We start from the raw sequence: 26,382 nt of genomic DNA, 5'->3' as shown, positions 1-26,382 counted from the left end.
AACCTCAATCATGCCACCCCAACCACCCGTAACCTACGCACCCGTCATTCTCAAACTCCTGCAAGGCGTAATTTATAGTGACGATCCTTATTGGGATCGACTGCAAAGTTACCTGACACCGATTAAGGAATACTTTGGCAAGGTTGGCTTGGAAGTCCGAAATTATGAGGTAGAAGGATTTGCCTACCTGGAACAACCCGCCCCCGATTCTGAAGATAAGTCTGAGCCACTTCCCCGCCTAACTGCGCGTCGTCAGTTGAGCTTCAAAGTAACAGTTTTGTGTGTATTGCTGCGGGAAGCATTGCAGCAGTTTGATGCAAGTGATGCGACAGGGCGTTTGGTGTTAAACATCGAAAAAATTCGGAATTTGTTACAACCTTACCTGCCGGAGGGGAATAATGAAGAAAACTTCCGCCGCGAAGTAGATGAGTTAGTTAACAAAGTAGGAGATTTAGGATTTTTGAGACAACTCTCTGGACAGGACAAAAACTATGAAGTCCGCCCTATCCTAAAAGCCAAGATTGATGCTGATACCCTTACCCACTTAAAGCAAAAGTTAGAGGCTTATGCAAATCCTCCTGCCAATTGAACAGAATGGTGATTCGGATAGCCATACTCTCGCAGGCTTTCGTCTCCAGCGGTTTGAAGTGCTTAACTGGGGAACTTTCGATCAACGTCCTTGGGTGCTGAATTTGGTAGGAGAGATGGCATTGCTAACGGGAGCAAATGGATCAGGGAAGTCTACCTTGGTCGATGGGCTGCTGACGCTACTAGTGTCAAACAAACGACGCAACTATAATCAAGCCTCCAGTGCAACGGGAAAGAAAGAGCGGGATGAAAAAAGCTATGTGCAAGGGGCTTACGGTCGGACTCGTGCAGAAGATTCTTATGGTTCCAAATCGAAATTACTTCGAGAAAAGGGAAAACTTTCCGTTCTGCTTGCTTATTTTCACGATGTGGTAAGTAAACAAAAAGTCAGCCTTGTCCAAGTGCTATGGATGCACGAGGGAGCAGTAAAGAAGTTTTTTGTAATTGCTAATGATGAGTTGGCGATCGCCTCTCATTTCGCCCAAGTTAATCATATTTCAGACTTAAAAAAACGCCTGAAAGCAATGGGAGCCGAAACTTTTGAAGAATTTAGCAAATACAGTGAACAGTTTCGCAAACGATTGGGTTTGCAGTCAGAAAAAGCCCTGGATTTGTTTAGTCAAACAGTCAGTATTAAAGAGATTGGAGGTTTGAATGACTTTGTTCGTAATCATATGCTAGAGAAGACAGATGTTAAAACTAAAATTCAAGAATTGCAAGAAAGTTACGAGAATTTAACAGTTTCCCATGATGCCATCCAAAAAGCTCGAAAACAATTGGAAGCTCTTATCCCATTGACAGAAGAGGCAGAAAAATTCACGCAACTGAAACAAAGTATTGCTAATCTACAACAACTGCAAGATGTTGCTCCTGCCTATTTTGCTCAACGGAAATTTGAGTTATTAGAGTCAGAACTTCGGACAATTGAGCAGAAACTTACTCAAGCACAACATTTTCTAGCAGAAAGTGATCGCTTGCTAGAAGATCTGCGTCAACAAGAGCAACAGTTGATTGTTGCGATTAATCAAGATAGCATTGGACAGCGTTTGCGAGAACTGAAGCGAGAAATAGAGCAACGACACAAACAAGTGTCTAGTAAGCAGCTCAAAGCAGAAGAGTATGATCGCCTAGCGCAATCACTGAACTTGCCAAAGTATAACGACAACACTACGTTTTATGCTAATCAAGCTAGAGCACAAGAAGAAATTAAGTGCGAAATTGAAGCAGCGTTGCAAAACCTAGAAGCCCAACGAGATGAGCAGATTACTCAACGTAATGATTTACGAAAGCAACAAGTAGAACTAAATAGCGAATTAAAGTCCCTTCGCCAACGAAAAAGTCAGATTCCTCAAAACAACCTAGAAATTCGCGATCGTCTTATCCACGATTTGAACTTAGATGAGGCTGATTTACCTTTTGTGGGAGAACTCTTGCAAGTGCGTGCAGAAGAACGCGAGTGGGAAGGAGCAATCGAGCGGCTATTGAAAGGCTTTGGCTTGTGTGTTCTTGTGCTAGAGCAGCATTACCTTAGCGTTAATGCCTATGTGCATAAAACTCACTTGCAGGGACGCTTGGTTTACTATCGAGTTACGCCCTCAGCCCCGAATCCAACCCAACGTGCTCTTAATTCGCAACAGGTTCCCTACAAGCTAGAGATTAAACGCGATAATGAAACTTTTTATCACTGGCTACATGATCAGTTGGTGCGCCAGTTTAGCTATGGTTGCTGCAATACAGTGGAGCAGTTCCAGCATGAAACACGTGCCATTACTTCCACTGGGCTAATTAAGCATGGAGGAGAACGACACGAAAAAGACGATCGCTACCAAATCGGCGATCGCCGCCATTACATTTTAGGTTGGAATAATGCCAACAAAATCAAAGCTATTGAAACAGAATTGCATCAGGTCAACCAGCAATTAACCCGTGTCGAGAAGCAAGTTGAAGCTTTAAAGCAGCAGCGTAGCCAACGTGAGAAACAAAAATCTTGGCTACAAGATTTCATGAACTTTCAAGACTTTGCAGAAATTGACTGGCGTTCTACAGAACTTGAGCGACTCAAACTTTTAGAACAGAAACAGCAGTTAGAAGCAAGTTCTGACCGTCTCAAACAACTCGAAGCCCAAATTCAAGAAACTCAGCAAGAAATTCAAAGAGTTAGTAGCGAGCAGAAGAGCTTGAGTGAAGAAATCGGAACTCTAAAAGGCAAACAACAAAGTGCAGAAAAAGATAAGTCCCGCTGTGTAGAAAAATTTAGCCAAGTTTCTCCACAATTGCTTGAAACCTTTACCACTCAAATGGCTAGTAAGCTGAAACGACACTCATTGACTTTAGACACAATTCACGAAAGTGAGGAGAAAATTCGAGATTCACTCTCAGAAAAAATTAAACAAGAAAATACCAAGCAATCTTCTTGTCAAAATGCAATTATTACACGAATGTCCAATTTCCGAAATTCTTTTCCAGAAGTAACTGCCGATATAGGCACTACTCTGGAGTCGTTAGAAGAATACCTTAAATTAAAAGAAAAAATTGAGCATGATGATTTACCTCGGCATGAACGGCGTTTCAGAGAAATGATGACGGAAAAAATTATCATTGCTGTTTCTATGTTTAAGAGTTCTTTGGAAAAACAAGAAGAAGAAATTCGTCAGAGTATTGATAATTTAAATGAATCATTACGACAAATTAACTATACAGAATCAACTTATATTGAATTACATTGTGAAGCCAGCCGTAATCAAGAAATCCGAGACTTTAAGAATGACCTGAAAGTTTGTCTTGGTGATGTTACTAGACAAAGTACTGAAGATAATGAAGAGCGATTTAAAAATATCCAAGCTCGTCTAATTAAGCGATTTAAAGAAGAAGAACGATGGACAAGTTTAGTTACAGATGTACGCAACTGGCTAGATTTTTCAGTCAGTGAGCGGTATAGCTCAGATGATACCGAGAAAGAGCATCATACCGACTCTTCTGGGAAATCAGGAGGACAAAAAGTCAAGCTAGCTTATACAATCCTGGCATCTGCGATCGCTTACCAGTTTGGTCTTAATCAAGATGACATCAAAAGTAAGTCATTTCGATTTGTCGTGATTGACGAAGCATTTAGCAAATCAGATGATAATAATGCCCGTTATGCAATGGAATTGTTCAAAAATCTCAATCTGCAATTACTAGTCGTGACTCCAAAGGATAAAATCAATGTAATTGAATCCTACATTTCTAATCTACATTTCGTATCAAATACTTCAGAGGGTAATTACTCTAGTATTACCCCAATTTCTATTGAAGGATACCAGCAAAAACGTCAGCTTGTTTTAAGTAAAAGTCGTGATCAATCCCTCTCAAATCAAGCAGAAGGCTGAACGCCTTTATCCTATTTTTCTCCGTGCAATAATTAGGGATGAGCCTTTTCGCCCTTTAGAATTCCCTGTAGGAAAGCCTCCTGATGATTATCTCGCTTTGCGAGAGGCAGTTACTCAACTCATCAATGAGTCAAAACAAAAACTAGGTTATGGATATACAATTGAGCTAGAAACGCGCAAAACGCGCAAATTTGGCGATCAGTCAATACCTCAACGAATTAGAATAGATACTGAAGTAGATTACTTAAAGCTTATCAAGAAGCAAAAAGAATTTCTTAAATTTAGAGCAGATGTAGAATTAATTCGGGTAGAAGTTGCTGCTTTAGAAAATTGGCTCTTTCAAAACCCTTTGAAAGTTATTGAATATGCAGGTTACTGGATTGATTTAATAAAAGTTTGTCACTACTTTCAAGCTAATCCTAGACCTAATGTATACATCCGCGAATTGCCAATCAAGATTCATACTAAGTTTATTGAGGAAAATCAAGGTATTATTCGCAATCTTTTGGAAGCTATTTTACCCGCTGAAGCTATTCAGCCAGTAGAGCGTGAAAAAGAGTATATATTTGAAAAGCGATTTTCTCTACGATATAAAGAACCTTTAGTCAGATTGAGAGTTTTAGATAAAGCCTTACAAGCTAAATATTGTTTTCCGGCTGCTGACTTCAGTACTCCTATTTATGAATTTATGCAACTAAATTTGAAAGAACATAGCTTTATTATTACTGAAAATCTTATAAATTTCCTTACGCTTCCTGCTCTAGAAAATAGCTTTGGTCTATTTGTCGGTGGATACGCTATACAAGTTGTAAAATATGTAAACTGGCTTCTCCACTGCCCCATTTTCTACTGGGGAGATTTAGATGCTGATGGTTTTAAGATTCTCTCTCAGTTCAGATATTATTTTCCTCATACAATTTCAGTAATGATGGATGAAGAAACCTTCAGAACCTTTGAAGAATTTTCAGTAACTATTGCTGCATCAAACGCTGAAAGTTTACTCTATTTAACTAAAGAAGAGCATTTTTTGTTTTCGTATTTATCTGAGTATAAAAAACGCTTAGAGCAAGAACACATTAGCCAGTATTTCGCTAATCGATATTTGCAAAATGCGTTACAGCAGAATGATCAATAAGATTCAAAAACACCATGCTTTAGTCGGCAGTCTACTGCTACTTTAGAGTATAGCCTTGGGTGCAATAATTTCAGATATAAGGATCAGCCAGATTTGAAATCATGTCTTGTATGGTAGTTCTGCACACACTTTCAGATTTTGTTGAGCGTGATTTTGTTGACAGCAACTTATCTCCTAACTATTACTATCAAGGGTGTAGTCCTGAAAGTGGTGAACTGCTGAAACTGCCCCGCACCTCAATGGCTGAAGCGATCGCCTATGGTTTAATGCAATACCTCGCCAAAAATGACCTTTATAATCGCGAGGGCAAGATGTATGGCATATTACTAGTTGAACTACCTACTGGCGAACAACGTGTACTAAAAGCTTTCTCTGGTCTTCTAAATGGTTATGGTATTTTTGATGGCTGGGTTCCACCAATTCCCGGACGCAGCCAAGTTGCTTTAGAGGAAGCCCGCACATTAGCCCAATTGGATGCTATTAAACAAGAACTCATTACCCTAAAGCAGTTGACCGAACGCCAGCAGTACGAAATGCTCTTGCGCGAGTTTGAGCAACAGTTACAACAAATGAGCGATCGCCATCGATATTGCAAACATCAACGACAGGAAAAACGTCAGCTACTATCCGAGAAGTTGCAAGGAGGAGCCACTGCGTTGGACGGGTTCCCCGGCTTGAAGCAAGTGGCGTGGTTTCCCTCCGGGCAAACTTCGGAGGAAACTCTCACTGGGGAAGCACTGACTATTGCTTTAGAACAACTCGACGCAGAAAGTCGTTTGCATGGAATTGAGCGACGGCAACTCAAACGCCAGCAAAATGAAGTTTTAGAGCCGCTCAAGCAGCTGATTACAACGACCGATGAACGGATGCGTGAACTCAAACAACAGCGTAAAGTACTATCTCAGCAATTGCAGGCTCAGATGCACGCAGCCTACAGCCTGACTAATTTTTCCGGGCAATCTCTATCATTGCAGCAATTGACGCCATTCGGTATGCCTACTGGAACAGGAGATTGTTGCGCTCCAAAACTACTGCACTATGCAGCAACACACGGTCTAAAACCATTAGCAATGGCAGAGTTTTGGTGGGGAGCGTCCTCAATGAATCAAAACAAAGTCCCAGGAGAATTCTATCGGGCTTGTGTAGAGCGCTGTCAGCCATTGATGGGGTTTTTGCTCTCAGGATTAAAATCTAACTTACCTCATCGGAAAGGGGAAATTTTAAGCCCCTCCCATGCTAGGGGAGTCATACCCATTTATGAAGACGAATGGCTGATTGCTGTAAACAAACCCCCAGGACTACTTTCAGTACCCGGTCGTTATAGCGATCGCCAAGATAGTGTCGTGAGTCGCTTACGTCATCTTTTGCCTAATGGCATAGCGGCTGTGCATCGCCTAGATCAGGAAACTTCGGGGATTTTGCTGCTAGCTCGCGATCGCCAAACCCATCGCCAACTTAGTCGGCAATTTCAACAACGACAAATTTACAAGGTTTATGAAGCTGTAGTTTCCGGCTCCGTAACAAATGCTCAAGGTGTGATTGAATTACCCTTGTGGGGAGACCCTCAAAATCGCCCTTATCAGCAAGTTGATTGGCAGCGCGGTAAACCTAGCTTGACTCACTTTCGGGTAATAGGGAAGGAAGGAAACTACACTCGTGTAGAGTTTATGCCATTTACAGGACGCACCCATCAGTTGAGGGTTCACGCTGCCAATTCGCAAGGACTTGGGGTAACAATTTTAGGCGATCGCCTCTATGGATGTGATGCCGTTGCTAATCGGTTACATCTTCATGCAAGGGAACTTAGCTTTGAGCATCCCCAGTCGGGACAAACACTACATCTCAGAACAGAAACGCCATTTTAACCTGAAGTTCCCCTTTTCCCTTTAACCCTTTCCCACAAGATTGAAGGTTCTATTGCAACAATCATCTAAGAACAAGCAATTGACTTGACAAGTTTTCAAGGCAGGTCTATTGCTTCTCTGGGTGCAAATTGTACCAGCCATACCAATGGCGAACTGCTAGCCAGACCGCTGAAAGTAGACCCGCTAGGCTGAGGGTGAGTCCGCTGAACGGTACTAGTAAACCAAAGACAGGTAGTATTGCACCAGCAATAGTACAGATAATGGCAGCAAGGGAAGCACTGCGATTTGATCCCAACCCCCATGTTAAAAAGAGTAAGACCAGAGAAATCAAAGTCCAAGCTAACTGAGCATTCATCAAGCGACCCAGATAGGTTAAAGCCAGCAGACAAGCAAAGAAAATACCACCAGCGATCGCAACATTTTTGAGGCTCATGGGTAGCGACCAATATAGCAACAATATCCACCACAAAAATAATGCTGGTGCTAGTAATAAAATTCGGGGAATGATGCCAGTGTGTCGAATGGGGTCGGTATTGGTAAATACTCCTAAAGGGTTTTTTACCGAAACATTATCATCAAATATCCAAGTAAATTGGGTGCTGCGTCCGTCGCCTTTAATCTCATTTGGTACAACACCACTAGCAAAATCAGCAGGGGCAAAGTTAGCGATCGCACTCAGGCGGAAATTAGAAAGTAACTGACTCGCTGCGCTATAAACCCAACGGGGCCCACCTTGAGCCTGATAGGTGACGCGAAAGCTAGTTTCTTCCCCTGGTTGCAGGCGGAAGGGAAAGCTATATTCCCCCGGATTAGTTTGTTGTAGCCGAGTCCGGTCACGCTCTACTTTATAGCTGGCGAGCAGCGTGTAGCCATTAGGCGGCGGTGCTTCAAAAAAGAAACTACTAATATTTTTGAGTTGGTTGACAACTTTATAATCAGCAGTGTAATCTGCGCGATAAATTGAGCTGCGACCTCGAACATCTGTGCTTTGGTCAAGCTTGACCTGAATTTGCGAGCCAGCCAGCGTTAGGTAGCGGTTGACTTCTCGCGTCTCATTTACCTGAACTATCTTGCCATTAACTTGGGTGGTATAGGTGTATGGCTCTTGCGTAACGTAGCGCACTTGGGGCGCAAATTGTTCGAGCTTTTCGCCTGCAACACTTTGGGTTACTTGAGCTACCTTTGCTTGTTCCCAGTGGTGGTAGCGATTGCTCAAAGTTGAACAAAAGAAAAATCCAGTCACTAACAGAATTAATACTAGAGCTAAATGCTGCAATCCCCGTAAAAGTTGGGAATAACGAACAGCCCATTCGCCAAGAAATATCAATTGTTCTGAGTGATTTCGACGTAGAGAAAAACTTATCAGAGCGATCGCAACTCCCAAAGCTACGACCAAAAATACTAATAATAGTGAACCTTTGAGCACCTGGGTTCCAAATTGGACTAGCTCAGTTGGATGTGTCAGATCGGGCAATCCGGGGATACCTTGAGCAAAAGATGACATTATCGGGTGTTTGCAGAATTTGGACTACCAGACTGATAAAATCTCTCAAAGGTTTCTAGAAAAATGTCTTATATGATACGCGGCAGTATACGCAAATGCTGCTCCCACTCCCAAATTGAATCACTTTCCCGCAAGGGAAATGTATAAAAAATCAAAAGCCCAGTCGTGAAGACCGAGCTTTTGAGAAAAATGGGGCAATATTCCCCGGAGGTTAGTTATAGATGGTAAACATAAAATCGATAGTCTGATTAGGGATACCACTCCAGCCTGATCAATTCCAGAAAATTAGCTAGGAAATTTGGAGTAACTTTTACCCTAGTGATCTTTCAACTTTGTGAGCGCTTCAGCGCTCAAGCCAAAGACTAAAGTCCTGACCCTTCTCCTAACGGAGACGCTGCGCGTAGCTTGCTTCCCCGTAGGGGTACGGGTGACGCTCGATGACTCGCTAACGCTGCGCTATCGTTAGTCGCTCATGGGGAGCCACTGCGTTGGGCGGGTTCCCCGACTTGTTCGCTCTTAGCGTTCCCGTAGGGTAGCAAGTGGCGTGGAAACCCCCAGACGCTCCATGACTCGCTACCGCTTCGCTATCGCCCTACAGCCCTTTGGGCATCCTACAGCGGGCGTCTCCCCTTCTCTACGAGACGCTACGCGAAGGGAGAAGACCGCGCTAACTCACTACGAACTTATTCACCCATCAAAGTTGGTGTGGTGAACTACTAATGTGATCAGCAAAATACAGCCCCAAGCTGACTCATACCGCAAGGGAGATGTATCAAAAATCAAAAGCCCAGTCGTGAAGACCGAGCTTTTTAAAACAGATGGGGCAATATTCCCCGGAGGTTAGTTATAGATGGTAAACATAAAATCGATAGTCTGATTAGGGATACTACCCCAGCCTGATCAATTCCGGAAAATTAGCTAAAAGATTTTGAATAGCCCTTATCATCAACGTTATGAGCAATCCAGTAACGAACTGATAGCGTGAGCGTGTAGGATTTAAGGGTGAAAATTACCTTTATTTATTTTTTGGCTTTTGCTAATGAATGATACATTTAGTAGCTGGCAAGAGTGGCTAACGGTATTAGCCTATCTAAGTTTCATGGTTTTCATCATCTGGCGCGTATTTACCGCACAGAAGAATTAAAAAAACTGCATATTAGCTTACCAGGGTCTTTTTGCTCAAATGGCAAAACAGTCCCGTCTTGTTGCACCTTGACTTGCTCACGACAGTTGTAGACCTCGATGGGCCTTTTTACTCCATTCACACTTACAGTTGCTCTGTATTCCCAATAATTTTTGGCACTTCGATTGATACTGAGAATGCAAATCTGCTGACCATCATAATTACGGCACACAGACGCATCAGATGGCAGCGCTACTGAGAACGATAGTATCAATATCAGCACAAAAATAACGTGTTTTATCATGCTCATATTTGAAAGATTAACGCTATTTTCCGGTAGAGTTTACTAAGCTGAGTTGATCCATGCTGAAATATTAATCCTCAAAATTTGAGGGCAAGCAGCGTCTATTCATGAACCACGCCTTAACATAGGTGCAAAAAAAGTCAGTCTTAATGGCGATCAAATTGCAACCCCAAAAAAAAATCGAGCAATCCTGCATTGTACGCTGTTTTGCTGCAATACTCCTTTGTGGTCAAGTCTGGCTGCATTTACTCCAAGGAAAAACTTACTACCGCAAGATTCTGCAACACATGGTGACTGCTGGGCCAACTTCTATCTCTCCAGTTCTCCTTGTAAGTGGTTTTGCAGGTATGATTTTTACGATTCAGACTGCAAGAGAATTAGTGCGATTTGGTGCTGTCAATGCAGTGGGAGGTGCTTTTGCATTAGCTTTTTGCAGAGAACTGGCTCCAATTTTGACTGCTAGTATTCTTGCGGGACAAGTAGGCTCTGCTTATGCAGCAGAAATAGGAGCAATGCGGGTGACAGAGCAAATTGATGCACTGTATATGCTCAAAACTGATCCAATTGATTATTTAGTACTTCCAAGAGTAATTGCTTGCTGTTTGATGATGCCTTTTATGACAGTTTTTGCTTTATTTATGGGTATCATTGGTGGAGTTTTTGCCGGTTCACAGTTTTACCAAATTCTTCCAGAAACTTTTTTAGAGTCAGTCAGAAACTTTTTAGAACCATCAGATTTGTTTATTGTTTTGCTTAAAGGGTTTATTTTTGGAGCTTTAGTTGCTATCAACGGTTGTAGTTGGGGTTTAACAACGAAAGGAGGAGCTAAAGAAGTAGGAGAATCAGCAACAAAAGCAGTTGTCACTACTTGGGTATCGATTTTTATCATAGATTTTTTTCTCTCTTTGTTACTGTTTGAACATCCTACATTTTGATAATCTAGTTTCGCCCATAGCTGGAGAAAAGAAGTTAAAACTCATGTTTCTTGATACTTCAGAGATTCCTTCTATAATTGTGGGTGATATTACTAGAGTGCGCCAAATCCTAGTTAATTTACTCAGTAATGCTATTAAATTTACTGAAACTGGGAGCATTGAAGTTTTGGCGATCGCTCGTGAAATAACTAGTAGCCGCGAGCAAAAAAGTAGCTATGAAATTCAGTTTACAGTCAAAGATACAGGTATTGGAATTCCAAGCGATCGCCTTGAGCGTTTATTTAAAGCCTTCAGTCAAGTCAACTCTTTTATCACTCGTCAATATGGCGGTACAGGGTTAGGTCTTGCCATTTGCAAGAAACTAACTGAGTTTATGGGTGGCAAAATTTGGGTTGAAAGTCAGCCTAGTGTAGGTAGTGCATTCCACTTCACAATTGTTACTCCTGTCATTCAAAAACAAGTGAGTAATAGAGAAAACAATGTAGTTTCGGACACCAAAATTGATCCTCGAATGGCTGAACAACATCCTTTGAAAATACTGTTAGTGGAAGACTATGTAATTAATCAAAGAATGATTCAGCTGATGTTACAGCAAATGGGCTACAAACCAGATGTTGCTAACAATGGCTTAGAAGCACTCTTTGTGTTGCGTCGTCAATCTTATGATGTGGTGTTGATGGATTTACAAATGCCAGAAATGGATGGTTTAACAACGACCCAGTATATATGCCAAGAGTGGACACCAGATGTCCGTCCTAGGATTATTGCATTAACAGCAAATGCCATGTCAGGCGATCGCGATCGTTGTTTAGCATCTGGTATGGACGACTACCTCATTAAACCAATCCGCATTGCAGAACTGATGCGAGTGCTTAAAAGTTGTCAGCCTCTCTATAAACAAGAAAAACACTCTTACACGGGGATACAGAAGTGCAAACAAGAAAAATTGCCTATTCAAAATTCTTCCCCCATTGATCCTGCTGCTTTGCAAGAAATCCTGCGAATGGCTGATTTTAATTCATCAGCTAATGCTGTGGAATTTCTGCTAGAAATTATTGATGATTACCTTGAAGAAGTTCCTAGACTCTTGCAAGATATTCAACTTTATCTAAGTCAAGACAATTTCAAGTCACTTCGGCGAGTAGCTCATACATTGTCCTCCACTAGTACGACGCTAGGCGCAATTACTTTCGGAAAACTCTGTGCAGAATTAGAGACAATGGTAGTAACAGAAGCACTCTTTGGAGCAAAAGCGCAAATTGCCAAGATCGAAGCCGAATATCAACAAGTTCAAACTGCTTTAGGGCAAGAACGCCGAAAATATCAAAATTTATAGTAAATTTCCGAAATTTACTTGATTCAAGTCAAATTAACTTGTAAACTAGCGCACCCAAAGCTAAACCTACCAATGAAAAGATAGATGTAATCATAAAGGCTAGCCCTTCTGTAAAACCAGCTGTTTGAAAGTCTATCTTGACTAATATAGTTGCAGAAAGGATAAGTAAGGTATCAAGAAATACCCGAAACCAGGCAAGCATGACGAAGAACAAGAAAGCCGCCAAAACGGCAACACCAAAAGACCTAGTATTTGATTTAAACAAAATAGTATAATAGCGTGCCATCTTCGACCAAGGAGTGGTCAACGTTATCAGTAAAAGTAAGATCACAACTACAACTACCAGCCAGACAAACAAAGGGGGACGTGTTTCAGATATTACCCAGCCTAAGGTACTGTAGCTAAGCAATACTAGTGCCAAGGAAACCCAGGGAACTCTTCTCAAAATTGACATGGGTTTATATTTCCTGTACTGGGTCAAGCTATTATTCCACAACTTTGTGGAGTAATTAAAGGCTCTATTTTACTTGAGGATTTGATGAGTTGGTGACATTTGTCTCTCCTCAAAGATATTTAGGTATAAAACGCCTCTAAGTATCAGTAAGACAAGAAACTCAAAGCAAACCAAACGAAGTTATGTATATCTTGACTATCTTGGCTTAGACTGGTAAGTCTATCATCATATTTTTTATTGCTTCAATCAATAGGCTGTTATGCTCTGCCCAACAAAGCCAAACAAGTTTGCTCCAGAATTGCGACATAAAGTGTTTAAATATGTTCTTAAACATTTGTAAACTATTAGCAGCCGAGTAGCCGCGTATCACATCTTGTTAAGGAATAATCATGAGACAACTTGTTATTGCTGAGCGCGTATGCCTCATTGGTCATATCGTGTCAAAGGCATTTGGACTGGTAGGGATGCTACTTGTAGTACCTCATGCCGAAATAATTTTAAACTTATCGCAGGTTGGAGAAACTGCCATACAGTTAAGTATGGCTGGCGGCGGTGTAGTTGATATCATTTTGGGGACGATCGCTGTCTCTATTTATGCCTACCGATCGCTGGGATTGGGAGCTTGGCTGGCTTTTATGCTGCCGGCTGTGTTTATATCTTTGGGCAGTGAACTACTAGGAACCAGCACGGGTTTTCCATTTGGTGATTACAGCTACTTGAGTGGCTTGGGTTATAAAATTGCGGGGCTAGTTCCTTTCACAATTCCTTTATCTTGGTTTTATGTTGGGCTGTCGTCTTACCTAATTGCTAGATCTGGTTTGAAAGTGGCACAAAAACCCAGTTGGGGACGCCATATTGGTGCTATAGCCGTTGGGGCTTTGCTCTTTACTTGCTGGGACTTTGCCCTTGAGCCAGCTATGAGCCAATCGGCTTTGCCTTTCTGGTACTGGGAAAAACCAGGAGCTTTCTTTGGCACACCTTATCAAAATTATGCAGGTTGGTTTGGCACTAGCGCCCTGTTTATGAGTGTGGCAGGATTATTGTGGAGAAATACCTCAATTAAATTAGAGCGATCGCAGCTTAATCTGCCCCTAGTTGTTTATTTAACTAACTTTGCCTTCGCCGCCGGACTAAGCTTGGCAGCTGGGTTCTCCATCCCTGTGTTACTGGGCTTATTTCTAGGTGTAGCTCCAGCTGTGGCGCTGTGGTTAAGAAGCTCAATCACACCCGCTCAAGTTGCTGTTGAACCAGCAAACAATGAAGTCTCAGTAGCGAGCATCAAAGTTGCTTTGAAATAAGTCGATAAGTTAGGGATTGGGGACTGGGGAGCCAGTCGCGTGCGGAGGCGTCCTCTGTTGAGCGAACTGGCGTGACTGGGGAGCAAAAGAATAATTATCTTTCCCAATGCCCAATGCCCAATTGACATTTGTATAGTCGGGATTTTAATTATTAAGTATTTTGATAGTGGACAACGCCTTGACAGTAGAAAGCGCCATATCGCTTTTCTTGCTACTTATTCAAGTACCAGCAACGGCGATTCTGCTTTCGCGCTTGCTGAAGGGGCCAAGACGCCATCCTCCGATAGAACCTCAACAGCCAACACCGGAGCTTGTGGGTAGTGTTAGTGTTGTCGTTCCTACACTGAATGAGGTTCTTCGTATTAGCCCTCTGTTAGCTGGCTTAAGTCGGCAAAGCTACGAAGTCCGGGAAATCATCGTTGTAGACAGCAAGTCTCAGGATGGCACTCCCGATTTAGTTAAAGCAGCACAGCAGCAAGATCCCCGCTTTCGCTTAATCACAGATGACCCCTTACCATCAGGTTGGGTGGGGCGTCCTTGGGCGTTGCATAACGGCTTTTTGCATAGTTCGGAAGACAGTCAGTGGTTTATGGGACTGGACGCTGATATCCAACCCGATCCTGGTTTGATTGCTGGTTTAGTGAAAATAGCCGAAGCACAAGGCTATGATCTGGTTTCTCTTTCGCCCCAGTTTATCCTCAAGTATCCAGGGGAGTGCTGGTTACAACCGGCTTTGTTGATGACTCTGCTTTATCGGTTTGACCCAGCTGGGATCAATACGGAGCAGCCAGAAAGGGTGATGGCAAATGGGCAGTGCTTTTTGTGCCGTCGTTCTGTTTTAGCTGCTGTGGGTGGTTATACCAGTGCGCGTGGTTCTTTTTGCGATGATGTCACCTTGGCACGGAATATTGCTGCTCAAGGGTTTAAGGTGGGCTTTTTAGATGGTGCGAAAGTACTGAAAGTGCGGATGTATGAGGGAGCGATGGAGACATGGAAAGAATGGGGGCGGAGTCTCGACCTCAAAGATGCATCTTCTTCTGCTCAGTTGTGGGGAGATTTATGGCTACTCTCCGCAGTCCAGGGTCTACCTCTTTTAGTCGTCCTTGCTTACCTCTTCGTTTCTCTCCCTCTTCCTTTCCCCCCCTATCCCACTCCCCCACTCCTCCTACTAGGACTAAATTTATTTCTACTGGTGATTCGCTTTGCAATGCTATTAGCGATCGCACCTTCTTATGATCGTAAAAGCGTCAAAGGTGGCTGGTTATTCTGGCTTTCCCCCTTAGCTGACCCCATAGCAGTGCTACGAATCTTCTTGTCTGCGTTCCGCACTCCACGCGAATGGCGGGGAAGAAAGTATATATAGTACCGAGTCAAAAGTCAGTATTTCTTCCCCGCTGTTTCCTTCACTCCTCACTCCTCACTTTCACCTCCCACTTGATCACCGCGTTCCAGTTCCCAAAGAATTTGATTGCCTTCACGACGTACCCGTGATACTATCCAGTTTCGCCAGCGCCACTGATCTCCTCGACTAGTGACGGCGCTGGCGTGGACATCCATCAAGTCTGCTAGTTCAGAACTGGTGATTAAATAACCTTTTTCGGCGATTTCATCAGCAATACGCAGAGTTTCGATTAAGTTGCGGAGTTGCGAAACCCTCATCTCAGGCAGTTTTTCGTCATTTGTGGCTGCGGCTGTCCCAGTTGATGGTTCCATAATGGTTATTTCTGATGTAGAAATACTGATTTCCTGTGTTCTTTTGTCAATTATTGTAGAGTTTGCTTTAAAGTCAGATACTTTTGCTACATTTAGTTCACTTTGGGAATATAAAGATTTATTAAAATTTTTAGGGAATAATTGTTGTAGAGATGGGGTTTTGCCACTAGCATAGGTGCGAGCAATCACATCACAACGTTCGTTACCTATGTTACCAGAATGTCCTCGGACGTGTTGCCACTTTACTAATCGGCTATTGAGTTCGTCAAGGGTTTCCAAAAGGTCTTGGTTTTGGACGGGTTTCCCATCTGACTTTTTCCAACCTTTCTTTTTCCAGCCTGTAATCCACTTATTAAGGCAGTTAATCAGGTATTCGCTATCGGTATAAAGGGTTACGGGTTCAGTTTGTCCAGACGTTTCCAAGAACTTGAGAGCAGCGATCGCAGCTTGCATTTCCATCTTATTGTTTGTGGTATGGGGGGATGCATCGCCCATTTCGTGAATTGAGCCATCGCTAAAGTAAACAACGACACCCCAACCGCCAGGCCCAGGATTACCAGTGCAAGCGCCATCAGTATATATGCTTTGGATTATATGTTGGGTGGACATAGTGAGAATATGGAACTGCAAAGGACATACACAGAAGTTTGATTAGCAGATTTTGGTAAACAATATTCAGGCTATTATAATGGTAAGCACTCAACTGAGTTAATAATTCGTATTTTGAACTTTTTGTAAAAGTTGTGTAACTGCTTGCAAAATTATTTCTCGCTGATCTATCCAAACAAAATGACCGCTCTTTTGTGCCAATAATTGTTGACAGTCAGTTGAAAGCAATAGCAAATTAGAGTGCATTTGGTTGCGAAGTTTATCGGCTGATTGAATAGAAAAATAAAGCTTTCCCAAAGAAGGCTTGAGAAAAGTATTTGCTTTGATATTAATAATTGGAATCATGCCAAAATCGTTAGCTTTTTGGACTTGGTAACTACTAGTATTCAAACTCCACATTTCTCGAAACATAGTTAGCCAATGTTTTGCAGAGTAAAAAGATGTTTTAACGATTTTTAATGATTTAGGTGAAAACTGGCGAAGTTCTTTTTTAATAACTTCAAATGCACCCAGTATACCTAAAAAGCGAACAATTCCTAATGTAGCCCCAAAGGATGCGATCGCAAAGGAAATTGAGAAAAATAATTTCAAAAGCTGGAGACTGATTGGCATCGCCAACATTAATTTTTCATGTAAACCATCTGTTAAAACCATTCCTACCACTTCTTCCGGGAACTGATGAGCATATAAACGCATATTATAAGTACCGAATGAGTTACCTACTAAGATGTAAGGCGGCTCAATTTCTGCTTTGATTAAAAGACTATGTAATTCTTTGACAATCTGTTCACTAGTACGCGGTTTCCAATTTGATTGACTCCAACCATATCCGGCTCTGTCATATATACAAACTCGTGTAAGTTTAGCTAATTCCTCTACCAGGAAATATCCCTCTATTCCTCCAAGACTATGATCCAAAACTATTGTTGTATTTCCTTCACCAGCGCAATAGATATGTAATTTGTGACCATCTACGTCAATCAAATTACCTATTTGCTTCGTATGCAGTTTTTCGTATTTACTAATAATTGTATGATATACAGTTATTCCTAGTAAAAAGCATAGCTCCCAGTTTAATGATGTAAATAAGGTTGATATCAAAAATTTAATTTCTCCAGATGAATATCAATTTTTTTAGTTTCTATCAAGAATAATTATCAATCACTTCTTGCATAAACTTACTCCAGATATCATTAGGAACCCAAATCTGATTTAAATCCTGCTTGGCCTCTTCATCATTCATGCCTTTATGAAGGCGGCGATAAAGATACATAAAAGCTGAAACTCTTTTATTAGCAGCACAATGGACTAATATTTTTTTACTGGTATTCGCTTCCAAGGTGCTAAAAAACTCTGTTACATCCTTAATAGTAGGATTTTCCCAAAGCACAGGAATGTGTACATACTCCATGCATTGAGATTCCACGATTTGTTGTTCATTAGGTAACGCATTACTCGATGTTGGCAGTGCTAAATTTACAATTAATTGGTATCCTGATTGTTTAATTGCTGCAAACTGTTCTGCGGTTGGTTGTCCGCAAGTAGCAATTGTATCTGATAACTGAAGAAAGTTGTCTATATCTTCAAGACGCTTGGTAGACATATTTACAATTTCTCTGATTTCTGTTTTAGCTCAACTTTCGTACAAAGTACCATCTTTGTGTGTGAAAATTCGACTGCCATCAGCAGCAGATTTAGCAATCAAATCATCATCTGGATAGTAAACTTCATCATCGGGGCTTCTATCGCCAATTTCTAAATACACTACTACTGCATTGGAGTGATTCACTAGTTGGTGTCCATCCGCTCCCCCTGCTGGGAAAGCTGCCATCATTCCCGGTTTAAGGATTTGCTTTCCTGCATTCTTAACTAGCGTCACTTCACCTTCCATAACATAAATAAACTCATCTTGGTGGGTATGCCAATGTCTAAGAGCAGAACGGCTTCCTGGCGCAAGAGTGACTAAGTTGACACCAAAATTTTTCAATCCCGCCGCATTTCCTAATGCTTGTTTTGCTCGTCCTACCAACAGAGGCTTAAATTCATTTGGGTAAATCGAAGTTGTCCGACTTGTTACATTTTCTGGTTTAATAATCATTTACAACTTCTTTAGATAATTGGTTTTCCTCTATACATTAACTGAATTTCCCCCACATTAGTTGTGAAACCCCAACGTTCATAAAATTGAATCATTTCTGGTAAACAGTAAAGAGCAACATTTTCAACTGCGCTTAACTGAGAATGATTAATCACTGCATCTAGTAATTTAGTACCAAGTCCCATATTTCTATAGTTCGCCTTGATAATGACATCATAAATAGTTGCTCTATATACAAAGTCAGTGAGAACGCGAGTAAACCCAATCAATTGTTCGCTGTCATCTACTAAACCAATAATAATGTCTGATGCGTGCAACATCTTAACAACTTGTTGATACGTACGGTTTTTACTCCAAAATTCATTTTTGTATAATTCTACTAGTTCTAAAATCTGATTTTCATTCAACTTGGCAATAATTTTGTAAGTCATGAGCAATTTAAAAGTAAAAAGAAGATGTTCGTGAAAGCGCACTTTATTTGTTTAACCTTACAAAATAAAAGTTTGTAGTAAGCGGCTCTAGGTCTTTAAAACTCTACAAAGAGCGATAAATCGCTCACTATGAACAAAGTAGACGATACAATTGAACATCGTAAAGGAAAGAAAATTAAGGCAAAAGGAATATATCGAGACCCAGTACGTTCAAGTAAATGGTAAAAGTCCCTCGTCTTTTATTTGAGCGTTTGAGAGATATTGCTGTTTACACTGCTTGATTCTATCAAAAAGGGATAAAGTCGAGATCAGGGTGTTGTCGAAAAGCCTTTATGATCGACCGCTTGAGGCATAGGTTATCTGCGTTTTTTCACCATATCCAAAACATACATTAATATTTCAAGTCTACTTTTGTCGAGTTTACCGAATCAGAAGTACTTGAGATTACCGTACCTTGTTGAATGTTCGGAAATCATCATCAACGAAGTGCTAAAAACCGAATTTACACCACTATTATTTATTAATACTATGAGAACAAAGCAAGGAATTAAATCCTGAATTGGTTGGTCACAAAAATACTCATCAAATTATACGAGGTAAAAATATGACACTAGTACGTTGGAACCCTTGGCAAGAATTTAACGCAATGCAACGTCAAATTAATCGCTTATTTGATGAAGACACGTTATCATCAGCATTTGTTGAAAGAAGCTTCTCTAGAGTTCCCGCTGCTGAGTTAAAAGAGACTGAAGATGCAATTCATCTGAAACTAGAACTTCCAGGAATTGAAGCTAAAGACCTGGATTTACAAGTTACACAAAATGCCGTATACCTGAGTGGTGAGAGAAAGTCTGAAGCTAAAACTGAAGATAAAGGTGTGATCAAGAGCGAATTTCACTATGGTAAATTCCAACGCGTAATTCCTTTATCGGCTCGAATTCAAAATACTAACGTTACGGCAGAATACAAAGATGGCATATTGAATTTAACGCTACCCAAAGCTGAAGAAGAAAAGAACAAAGTTGTCAAAGTTAATTTGGCATCAGCTGGCTAGTTTTCGCTTTGATATGTAATCAATGCCGTTGAACTAAATTAACAGCGCTCTCCAAAAGGAGAGCGCTGTTTAGTGAGAATTATTGTGCTTGTACAGACTTGTTAGTTTAGCGCATCCTCTCGATGGGTTTCGATGGTGCAATCTGAAGTGGGATAAGCATAGCAGGTTAGGACATTTCCAGCAGCAATTTGATCGTCATCTAAGAAGTTTTGGTCTGACTGATCAACTGAACCTGAAATCAGCTTACCGTTGCAGCTAGAACAAGAACCAGAGCGACACGAGTAGGGTAAGTCTAAACCTTGTTCTTCGGCAGCGTCTAGGATGTACTCATCATCAGCAACTTCAATTGTTTCATCTATCCCTTCAGCTTTGTTAAATAATCTGACCTTATAAGTTGCCATGCAACAATCCCGATCTTACATAAACTCCATTTTCGATACTACGGGTTTACGTGCTACTAGTCTAGACTTTAGTGTTCTATATCCAGAAGCAGTTAGTAGAGATAGTTACCTGTACTTGATCTTCAGCACTAAAATCACGGAAGCTAGAAGTAAAGTGACGATGTTAGCTGCAATGATGGGTACATCGTGCACAGAAGTACCATAAACTAACCATAAAATAATACCTGTACACAGAATAATTAACATACTCCAAGAAAGGTCGTGGGCTGATTTTGACTGCCAAGTTTTAATGAGTTGAGGCACATAGGCGATAGTTGTCAGTACTCCTGCTACTAGCCCAAGAGTGGTTGTAAAATCAAATTCCATTTTTGTTCGTTACCTCAGGTTTTTCAGATAAGTCAGATTATACGGGCAGAGAGATATCTGATTGAAAGCTACCATAATCTGGCTTTTTTATCTGGAAGCCAAAGTGAAAAATTCTGCGATCGCTTCAGCAAATCCCTCAAATGAACTATAATCTTTTGACACGATAGAGACATTTACACCTAACTTTTGAGCATTGGCAGCTGTGTAAGGCCCAAAACAAGCAACAACACAATGTTCATAATCATTTTGTGAGTTGACCATTGTCAAAAAACTTTCTACTTCCGCCGTGCTACTAAAAGCAATTACATCTATAATTCCTTGACGAATTAGGTTTAATTCAATACTATATATATTTTTGTCTACACCCTGCGTAATATATGTGGGTATGCGAGTTGCTTGTATACCCAATTTCTGCAATTCTGAGATCAAGTTTGGTATGACATCAGGCTCAGGCAAACCAACAACTTCAGGAGCAGGTATCAGCACTTTTTGCTGATTAATTTGGGGAATTTTTGCTAATTCTGCCACAATTCCGGCTGGGCTAGATTCTGTCGGGATCAAATCCACCTGGCCACAAAAAGATAATAAGCTTTCTGAGTCTTTTCCCAAAGCACACAATTGACAATTTTGCAGCACAGATGTGGAAATCTGTAAATCATTCATCCGGTCAAAAAATGCAGTGATGCCGTTTCTACTAGTAAAGAGAATCCAGTCGAATGTATCTATTTTTCTGAGAGCAGTATCTAACTCAGTGTAGTTTAATAGATGGCAGGTTTCGATAGTTGACATGATAACCGGAAGTCCACCTTTTTTAATGATTTGTTCAGAGAATCTAGAAGCATAGTTTATTGGTGCTGTGACTAAAATTCTCTTGCCGTATAAAGGCAATTTCCTAGATGGAGTTAGCAGATTGATTGCTTCCGATTTGAAGTTAAGGGCAGATTGATTGAGATTTACCATATTTTTGCTTAGCTTGTTTTTATTTTAAAAGCGATGCTCTATTTTTCTCATCTCAGTTAGAGGAAGTTTGAGGATTTATGCCACTAGGTACGCAAATTAAAGACGTTACATGTAGAGACCGTAGATGTAACGTCTCTACAGGGTTTCGGGTTTTATTTATGTGGTTCATTTACCTGAAATCTGCTGTATGTAGGTAGGTTGAGGAACGTAGACACCAAAGGTGGCTTCCTGGAGTGCAACTTAACGTTTTCAAACCTTTGTTGGGTTTCACTGACAATTATTAAGCTAATTAAGTTTCAGACTACCAAGAAGGGCATAATTACATAGTTCGATATTGTCAAGCTGTAATCAAAGGACTTAATGTGTCACCAAATTTCCGAGCCGTAATTTTTGACATGGATGGTCTGCTTTTTGATACGGAAAGTATTGCTCGATGGGCTTGGAAGCAGGCCCTAGAAAATCATGGCTATGTCATGAGTGACAATTTTTATAATGAGTTTGTCGGTCGAGATTTGTCATGGCGGGAAAAAATACTAAAAAAAAGATATGGAGAAAGCTTTCCTTTTGCGTCAGTGACAGCACAACGGATTAAAATTGGCGATGAGCGAGAAATGCGAGAAGGTCTGCCAGTAAAAGCCGGTGTATTAGATATACTCAACAAACTAAATAACCTAGGAGTAATTATTGCATTGGCAACTGGGACATCTCGAATCAGAACAATCCGACGTTTAACCAACGCAGGTATTCAGCAATATTTCCCGACTATTGTAACGAGCGAAGATGTTGCTGAGGGCAAGCCCGCTCCAGATATTTTTCTAGAAGTTAGTCGCGCAATTAATGTTGTTCCTTTGCAGTGTATGGTTTTTGAAGATTCATCTGTAGGCGTGGAAGCAGCTTTTAAGGCTGGAATGTGTGTAATTATGGTTCCTGATATAGAATTTCCATCTCCTGAAACAGCACGTTTAGCTTACCGAGTGTTGAGTTCATTAGAACAAGCAGGCGAATTATTGGACGAGCTATTTGAGGAAATAATCGAAGAAAAGCTGATATAAAAAACTCCATCTACAAGAGGCGTGGGGTATGGGGAATGGGTGGTTTATTTATACCGTAGTGTACTAGCTATTTTCTGCTTCCAGTGAATTTTTACTCCTTGGAACGCAGTGTAAGGGAATCAAAAGTCTTACTATGGGCTGGGATTGAAGCCTCAACGCAGGCTATAAAATTCAGTAGTTGACTTTGTTCTTAATCCTTAATAGCGATCGCCTAATCCCTTTTAACCCCAGACCGTCAAAGCATGTCAAAACAACAATTGCAGACCTCTAAATTACTACGGGACTTCTTAGAACGCCATTCAGGAGAGCGTTTATACTTCAGAGATTTGCTAGATGATATGGCCGATCGCGCTTTTGCTCCTGTCTTACTTCTTTGTGCATTACCAGAAGCTTTACCACTACCTATCGCTGGAGTTTCTGCAATTATCGGTCTACCTTTAATGATAGTTTCAGTGCAGTTGCTCTTAGGTTTTACTAAACCTCGGCTACCAAATTGGATAGCTAATCGCTCGTTGAAACGCCAAGATTTTGAGAAACTGATCAATAAAATTCTTTCAATCCTAGAAAAATTCGAGAGTGTAGTTCGTCCCCGCTGGAAATTTGTCGCTTCACCTCTGGGACAACGCCTTCTAGGACTATTATTTCTCATCCTTGCCATTGTCATTGCACTACCGATACCTTTTGGTAATCTACCACCCGCTATCGCCATAGTTGTAATTAGTCTAGGCATGATTGAGCAAGATGGGGTAGTAATAGTTTTGGGAGCTTTAGGCGCTTGTGTGGTTCTGGCAATTATGGCAAGTGTAATTGCAGCGTTATTCTCCGCAGGATTTACAGCTATTCAACGGCAATTCAATTAGGCTGGGGAATGAGAAGAAATTTTTCTATTTTCCCCTTCTGCTCCCCTGCTCGTCTGCTTTCTTATACCAATTAAAAAAAGAATGTGACAGATAGACCATGTAGAGACGTTGCAATGCAAGGTCTCTACCAATTGAATCGGTATTACCTAGCTATTTTTCTAGGGTGAATTCTGCCCATTTTTCTAATGTGATTTGTAAGGAGAAAACGGCAAGATATGAGCATCTAGGAACGTTTGCAAAGAAATCTTATGTCTTCATTACTGGCTTTGTCTAACAGTTTAGCTGACACCGTAGAGCAAGCTGGGACTGCTGTGGTTGCTGTGAATGCGGGTAAACGTGTTTCTCCAAGCGGTATTCACTGGCGTAATGGGATCATTGTTACCTCTGATGAGTCGCTCCAGCGCTATGACGAAATCACCATCACCCTATCAGATGGTCGTACTATACCCGTTACACCCATTGGTCATGACTCTAGCACCGATGTAGCTGTCTTTAAACTCCAAGATGCAGAAATTCCCGTGGCCAAAATTGGCGATACTAAAACGCTCAAAGTTGGTCATCTGGTACTAGGACTAGCAAGAAGTAGCGAAGGTGACTTAAGAGCGGCGATGGGTGCGGTGAGTGTAGTTAGTGGTGCTTGGCGAAGCATGAGCGGTGGTAATATTGACCAATTCATTCGTCCAGACATTACCCTTTACTCCGGCTTTGCAGGCGGGCCCCTTGTAGATGCTGCTGGTTATGTAGTAGGCATGAATACATCAGGGCGGCGTGGTACTGCTTTGACTATTCCCGTTGCTACAGTCGATCGCATCGTTGACCAATTGGTAGCAAAAGGACGTATTTCTAAAGGCTACTTGGGTGTAGGTATGCAACCTGTACGCCTACCAAAAAATCTCAAAACTGCCCTCAATTTAACTTCTGCTAGCGGAGTAATTGTCGTCAACGTCGAACCCTCCGGCCCTGCTGATAATGCAGGCGTCTTGCTTGGCGATGTATTAGTAACATTTGATGGTATTACATTAAGTGATACTGGTGATGTCCTGGCGCTTCTCAATAGTGGCGATCGCATTGGTCAAACCGTCAAAGTCCAACTTGTACGCGGTGGGGTGTTAGTTGAGTTAGCGATCGCAATTGGTGAACGACCATTGTAATTCGTAATTTAGAACGTAATTTAGAACTTCGACCTTTTTACTCGAACGTTGAGCTTCTGAACACGAAACTCCAAGATCAGAACACGGAACTCCGAGATCAGAACACGGAACTCCGAGATCAGAACACGGAACTTCGAGATCAGAACACGGAACTTCAAGATCAAAACACGAAACTTCGAGATCAGAACACGAAACTTCAAGCTCAGAACACGGAACTTCGAGATCAGAACACGGAACTTCGAGATCAGAACACGAAACTTCGAGTTCAGAACACGAAACAACGCCAAAAATTGTACAACATGGCAAACACAACATTTACCAACATCGCCGCCGAATTAACAGCACTAGCCACTAAGCTACGTCATAGCACCGTCAAAATAAACAGCGGTTCTCTAGGAATCGGTTCTGGTGTAATCTGGCAACCTAACGGACTAATTATCACTAATGCCCACGTAGCAACTAGCAACAACGCCACTGTGGAATTGTCAGATGGACGAAAATTTGATGCAGTGCGTACACACTTTGATCCACAACAAGATTTAGCAGCCCTGAGAATTGCTACCACTAACTTAACTGCTGCAACAATTAGTAATTCTGAAGCGCTGCGAGTCGGTGAATTAGTCTTAGCAGTAGGAAATCCCTTTGCAGACAGTGGTGCTGTAACTACCGGGATTATCTCCGCCAATAATTCGCGGGCAGTTATGGCAGATCTGCGGCTGTATCCTGGTAATTCTGGGGGGCCGCTTGCTGACTGTCTCGGTCGAGTCGTAGGCATTAACACTATGATTGCCAATGGTTTAGCTATAGCAGTCCCTAGCAACACTGTAGACCGTTTTTTGAGCGGTGATAATCGTCCACAACTGGGAGTAACACTGCAACCTGTGCTTTTAGACAGACGTACCTTGGGCTTATTAGTGTTGTCAATTTTACCTGATGGTGCAGCAGAAACCGCTGGAGTACAAATCGGTGATGTGTTAATTGGAGTTGCAGGGCGTTTGTTTACTAACCCTAACGATTTAGCTAAATATCTCCATCAAAGCAACAATAACCAATCAATTCCCCTACAAATACTGCGCGGTGGACAGCAATTTGTTGTGTATATTGCGATGCAGAGTGGGAATGCTGTGGAGGCGACATGATCCGAGTCATGGTAGTTGCTACTTCCCCTGTGGTGCGGGCAGGGTTATCAGCTGTGGTGACTAGTAATTCTACTACGCTGACGGTTGTGGGAAGTGCATCCGACTTGGATGTCCTCGCAAGGGAAGTTGGGCAATTACAACCCGATGTGGTGCTACTAGATTTGAGCGGAAATCCTCAACAATCGGTGTGGGAAAAATTGCTGCTGATTCAAGAGGAGCAATACCCATTGAGAATTATGGTAATTGTTGAGGAACTTGACAGCATCGACTTGGAGATGGCTTTACGTTCTGGTGTCCGGGGTATTTTACCCAGTACTAGTACAGAGTCGGAAATTGTGGCTGCTGTTGAGGCGATCGCTTTTGGTTTAGTAGTGCTACACCCAGATTTTTTAGAGTTGCTTTCTGTGCGAGAAAAAGTAGTGGTAAATCCTGTACAAACCTTGACACCACGAGAAATAGAGGTTTTAGGTATGCTCGGTTCTGGGTTGGGTAACAAGGCGATCGCTAAAGGTTTACACATCTCCGAGCATACAGTTAAATTTCATCTTTCATCCATTTTTCAAAAGCTCGGTGTCTCCACCCGTACTGAGGCTGTTGCTGTGGGTGTGCGACTAGGTTTAATTATGCTGTGATTCTCC

The 26,382-nt window shown here is 41.6% G+C and carries 25 protein-coding genes; 14 read left to right on the top strand and 11 right to left on the bottom strand.

Annotation, left to right across the window (positions count from 1 at the left end; genetic code table 11):
• Nucleotides 1–10 precede the first annotated feature (10 nt).
• The 4 genes from HCR01_RS26290 (at nt 11) to HCR01_RS26275 (ending at nt 6,956) form a co-directional block, all read left to right on the top strand.
• Complete coding sequence (locus HCR01_RS26290) at nt 11–589, top strand: DUF4194 domain-containing protein (RefSeq protein WP_193198996.1); 579 nt, start codon at nt 11–13, stop codon at nt 587–589.
• Nucleotides 567–3,956, top strand: a complete 3,390-nt coding sequence (locus HCR01_RS26285; protein ID WP_193198995.1) for an ATP-binding protein — start codon at nt 567–569, stop codon at nt 3,954–3,956. The genes HCR01_RS26290 and HCR01_RS26285 overlap by 23 nt, the downstream gene beginning before the upstream one ends.
• A complete protein-coding gene (locus HCR01_RS40515; RefSeq protein ID WP_193198994.1) occupies nt 3,922–5,091 on the top strand; it encodes a DUF3322 domain-containing protein in 1,170 nt (389 codons plus the stop codon). Before HCR01_RS26285 ends, HCR01_RS40515 begins: the two co-directional genes overlap by 35 nt.
• Before the next feature lie 110 nt (nt 5,092–5,201).
• Nucleotides 5,202–6,956, top strand: coding sequence for an RluA family pseudouridine synthase (locus HCR01_RS26275; protein ID WP_193198993.1), 1,755 nt, complete (start codon nt 5,202–5,204; stop codon nt 6,954–6,956).
• A 106-nt stretch (nt 6,957–7,062) separates the two neighbouring features.
• Here the strand turns inward: HCR01_RS26275 and HCR01_RS26270 are convergent, their stop codons facing one another.
• Together HCR01_RS26270 and HCR01_RS26265 are read right to left on the bottom strand one after the other, a co-directional pair.
• Nucleotides 7,063–8,460 (bottom strand): hypothetical protein, encoded by a 1,398-nt coding sequence (locus tag HCR01_RS26270; protein ID WP_193198992.1) that lies wholly within the window; start codon nt 8,458–8,460, stop codon nt 7,063–7,065.
• 1,124 nt (nt 8,461–9,584) lie between these two features.
• A complete protein-coding gene (locus tag HCR01_RS26265) occupies nt 9,585–9,887 on the bottom strand; it encodes a hypothetical protein (RefSeq protein ID WP_193198991.1) in 303 nt (100 codons plus the stop codon).
• A gap of 149 nt (nt 9,888–10,036) precedes the next feature.
• On the opposite strand from HCR01_RS26265, the gene HCR01_RS26260 reads away from it, so the two are divergent.
• Nucleotides 10,037–10,822 carry an MlaE family ABC transporter permease gene (locus tag HCR01_RS26260; protein WP_193199023.1) on the top strand — a complete coding sequence of 262 codons (786 nt, stop codon included), beginning with the start codon at nt 10,037–10,039 and terminating at the stop codon, nt 10,820–10,822.
• Nucleotides 10,823–10,865: 43 nt separating this feature from the next.
• Nucleotides 10,866–12,158, top strand: coding sequence for an ATP-binding protein (locus tag HCR01_RS26255; protein ID WP_193198990.1), 1,293 nt, complete (start codon nt 10,866–10,868; stop codon nt 12,156–12,158).
• A gap of 28 nt (nt 12,159–12,186) precedes the next feature.
• Here HCR01_RS26255 and HCR01_RS26250 read toward each other — a convergent pair whose 3' ends face one another.
• Nucleotides 12,187–12,612 (bottom strand): hypothetical protein, encoded by a 426-nt coding sequence (locus tag HCR01_RS26250; protein WP_193198989.1) that lies wholly within the window; start codon nt 12,610–12,612, stop codon nt 12,187–12,189.
• Between the two features lie 389 nt (nt 12,613–13,001).
• On the opposite strand from HCR01_RS26250, the gene cruF reads away from it, so the two are divergent.
• The gene (gene cruF / locus HCR01_RS26245; RefSeq protein ID WP_193198988.1) at nt 13,002–13,910 is read left to right on the top strand and encodes a gamma-carotene 1'-hydroxylase CruF; all 909 of its coding nucleotides are present in this window, start codon (nt 13,002–13,004) and stop codon (nt 13,908–13,910) included.
• Between the two features lie 166 nt (nt 13,911–14,076).
• Nucleotides 14,077–15,273 (top strand): 2'-O-glycosyltransferase CruG, encoded by a 1,197-nt coding sequence (gene cruG / locus HCR01_RS26240; protein ID WP_193198987.1) that lies wholly within the window; start codon nt 14,077–14,079, stop codon nt 15,271–15,273.
• A 47-nt stretch (nt 15,274–15,320) separates the two neighbouring features.
• Here the strand turns inward: cruG and rnhA are convergent, their stop codons facing one another.
• The 5 genes from rnhA to HCR01_RS26215 form a co-directional block, all read right to left on the bottom strand.
• The gene (rnhA, locus tag HCR01_RS26235) at nt 15,321–16,232 is read right to left on the bottom strand and encodes a ribonuclease HI (protein WP_193198986.1); all 912 of its coding nucleotides are present in this window, start codon (nt 16,230–16,232) and stop codon (nt 15,321–15,323) included.
• Nucleotides 16,233–16,331: 99 nt separating this feature from the next.
• Nucleotides 16,332–17,333, bottom strand: a complete 1,002-nt coding sequence (locus HCR01_RS26230) for an alpha/beta hydrolase (RefSeq protein WP_193198985.1) — start codon at nt 17,331–17,333, stop codon at nt 16,332–16,334.
• A 43-nt stretch (nt 17,334–17,376) separates the two neighbouring features.
• The gene (locus tag HCR01_RS26225) at nt 17,377–17,835 is read right to left on the bottom strand and encodes a protein tyrosine phosphatase family protein (protein WP_193198984.1); all 459 of its coding nucleotides are present in this window, start codon (nt 17,833–17,835) and stop codon (nt 17,377–17,379) included.
• Nucleotides 17,836–17,865: 30 nt separating this feature from the next.
• On the bottom strand, nt 17,866–18,330 hold the full coding sequence (locus HCR01_RS26220) for a cupin domain-containing protein (RefSeq protein ID WP_193198983.1): 465 nt from the start codon (nt 18,328–18,330) through the stop codon (nt 17,866–17,868).
• 11 nt (nt 18,331–18,341) lie between these two features.
• Nucleotides 18,342–18,761 carry a GNAT family N-acetyltransferase gene (locus HCR01_RS26215; protein WP_193198982.1) on the bottom strand — a complete coding sequence of 140 codons (420 nt, stop codon included), beginning with the start codon at nt 18,759–18,761 and terminating at the stop codon, nt 18,342–18,344.
• 604 nt (nt 18,762–19,365) lie between these two features.
• On the opposite strand from HCR01_RS26215, the gene HCR01_RS26210 reads away from it, so the two are divergent.
• On the top strand, nt 19,366–19,815 hold the full coding sequence (locus tag HCR01_RS26210) for an Hsp20/alpha crystallin family protein (protein ID WP_193198981.1): 450 nt from the start codon (nt 19,366–19,368) through the stop codon (nt 19,813–19,815).
• Between the two features lie 101 nt (nt 19,816–19,916).
• Here HCR01_RS26210 and HCR01_RS26205 read toward each other — a convergent pair whose 3' ends face one another.
• The 3 genes from HCR01_RS26205 to HCR01_RS26195 form a co-directional block, all read right to left on the bottom strand.
• Nucleotides 19,917–20,216 (bottom strand): 2Fe-2S iron-sulfur cluster-binding protein, encoded by a 300-nt coding sequence (locus HCR01_RS26205; protein WP_162396147.1) that lies wholly within the window; start codon nt 20,214–20,216, stop codon nt 19,917–19,919.
• A gap of 105 nt (nt 20,217–20,321) precedes the next feature.
• On the bottom strand, nt 20,322–20,582 hold the full coding sequence (locus tag HCR01_RS26200; protein WP_193198980.1) for a SemiSWEET family sugar transporter: 261 nt from the start codon (nt 20,580–20,582) through the stop codon (nt 20,322–20,324).
• An 87-nt stretch (nt 20,583–20,669) separates the two neighbouring features.
• Entirely contained in the window at nt 20,670–21,542 is an 873-nt protein-coding gene (locus HCR01_RS26195; RefSeq protein WP_193198979.1) for a uroporphyrinogen-III synthase, read from the bottom strand.
• Between the two features lie 362 nt (nt 21,543–21,904).
• Here HCR01_RS26195 and HCR01_RS26190 point away from each other — a divergent pair, with 362 nt between their 5' ends.
• The 5 genes from HCR01_RS26190 (at nt 21,905) to HCR01_RS26170 (ending at nt 26,376) form a co-directional block, all read left to right on the top strand.
• Entirely contained in the window at nt 21,905–22,594 is a 690-nt protein-coding gene (locus HCR01_RS26190; RefSeq protein WP_193198978.1) for an HAD family hydrolase, read from the top strand.
• Nucleotides 22,595–22,836: 242 nt separating this feature from the next.
• A complete protein-coding gene (locus HCR01_RS26185; protein ID WP_193198977.1) occupies nt 22,837–23,454 on the top strand; it encodes an exopolysaccharide biosynthesis protein in 618 nt (205 codons plus the stop codon).
• 248 nt (nt 23,455–23,702) lie between these two features.
• Nucleotides 23,703–24,605: a S1C family serine protease gene (locus HCR01_RS26180; RefSeq protein WP_193198976.1), complete on the top strand. Its 903-nt coding sequence runs from the start codon at nt 23,703–23,705 to the stop codon at nt 24,603–24,605.
• A gap of 299 nt (nt 24,606–24,904) precedes the next feature.
• A complete protein-coding gene (locus tag HCR01_RS26175; RefSeq protein WP_193198975.1) occupies nt 24,905–25,744 on the top strand; it encodes a S1C family serine protease in 840 nt (279 codons plus the stop codon).
• Nucleotides 25,741–26,376, top strand: a complete 636-nt coding sequence (locus HCR01_RS26170) for a response regulator transcription factor (protein ID WP_193198974.1) — start codon at nt 25,741–25,743, stop codon at nt 26,374–26,376. The genes HCR01_RS26175 and HCR01_RS26170 overlap by 4 nt, the downstream gene beginning before the upstream one ends.
• Nucleotides 26,377–26,382 lie beyond the last annotated feature (6 nt).

Source organism: Nostoc sp. MG11 (assembly GCF_014904695.1).
Lineage (GTDB): Bacteria > Cyanobacteriota > Cyanobacteriia > Cyanobacteriales > Nostocaceae > Komarekiella.
The sequence above is the reverse complement of the archived record's forward strand: the minus strand, read 5'-3'. Positions and strand labels throughout refer to the sequence as shown.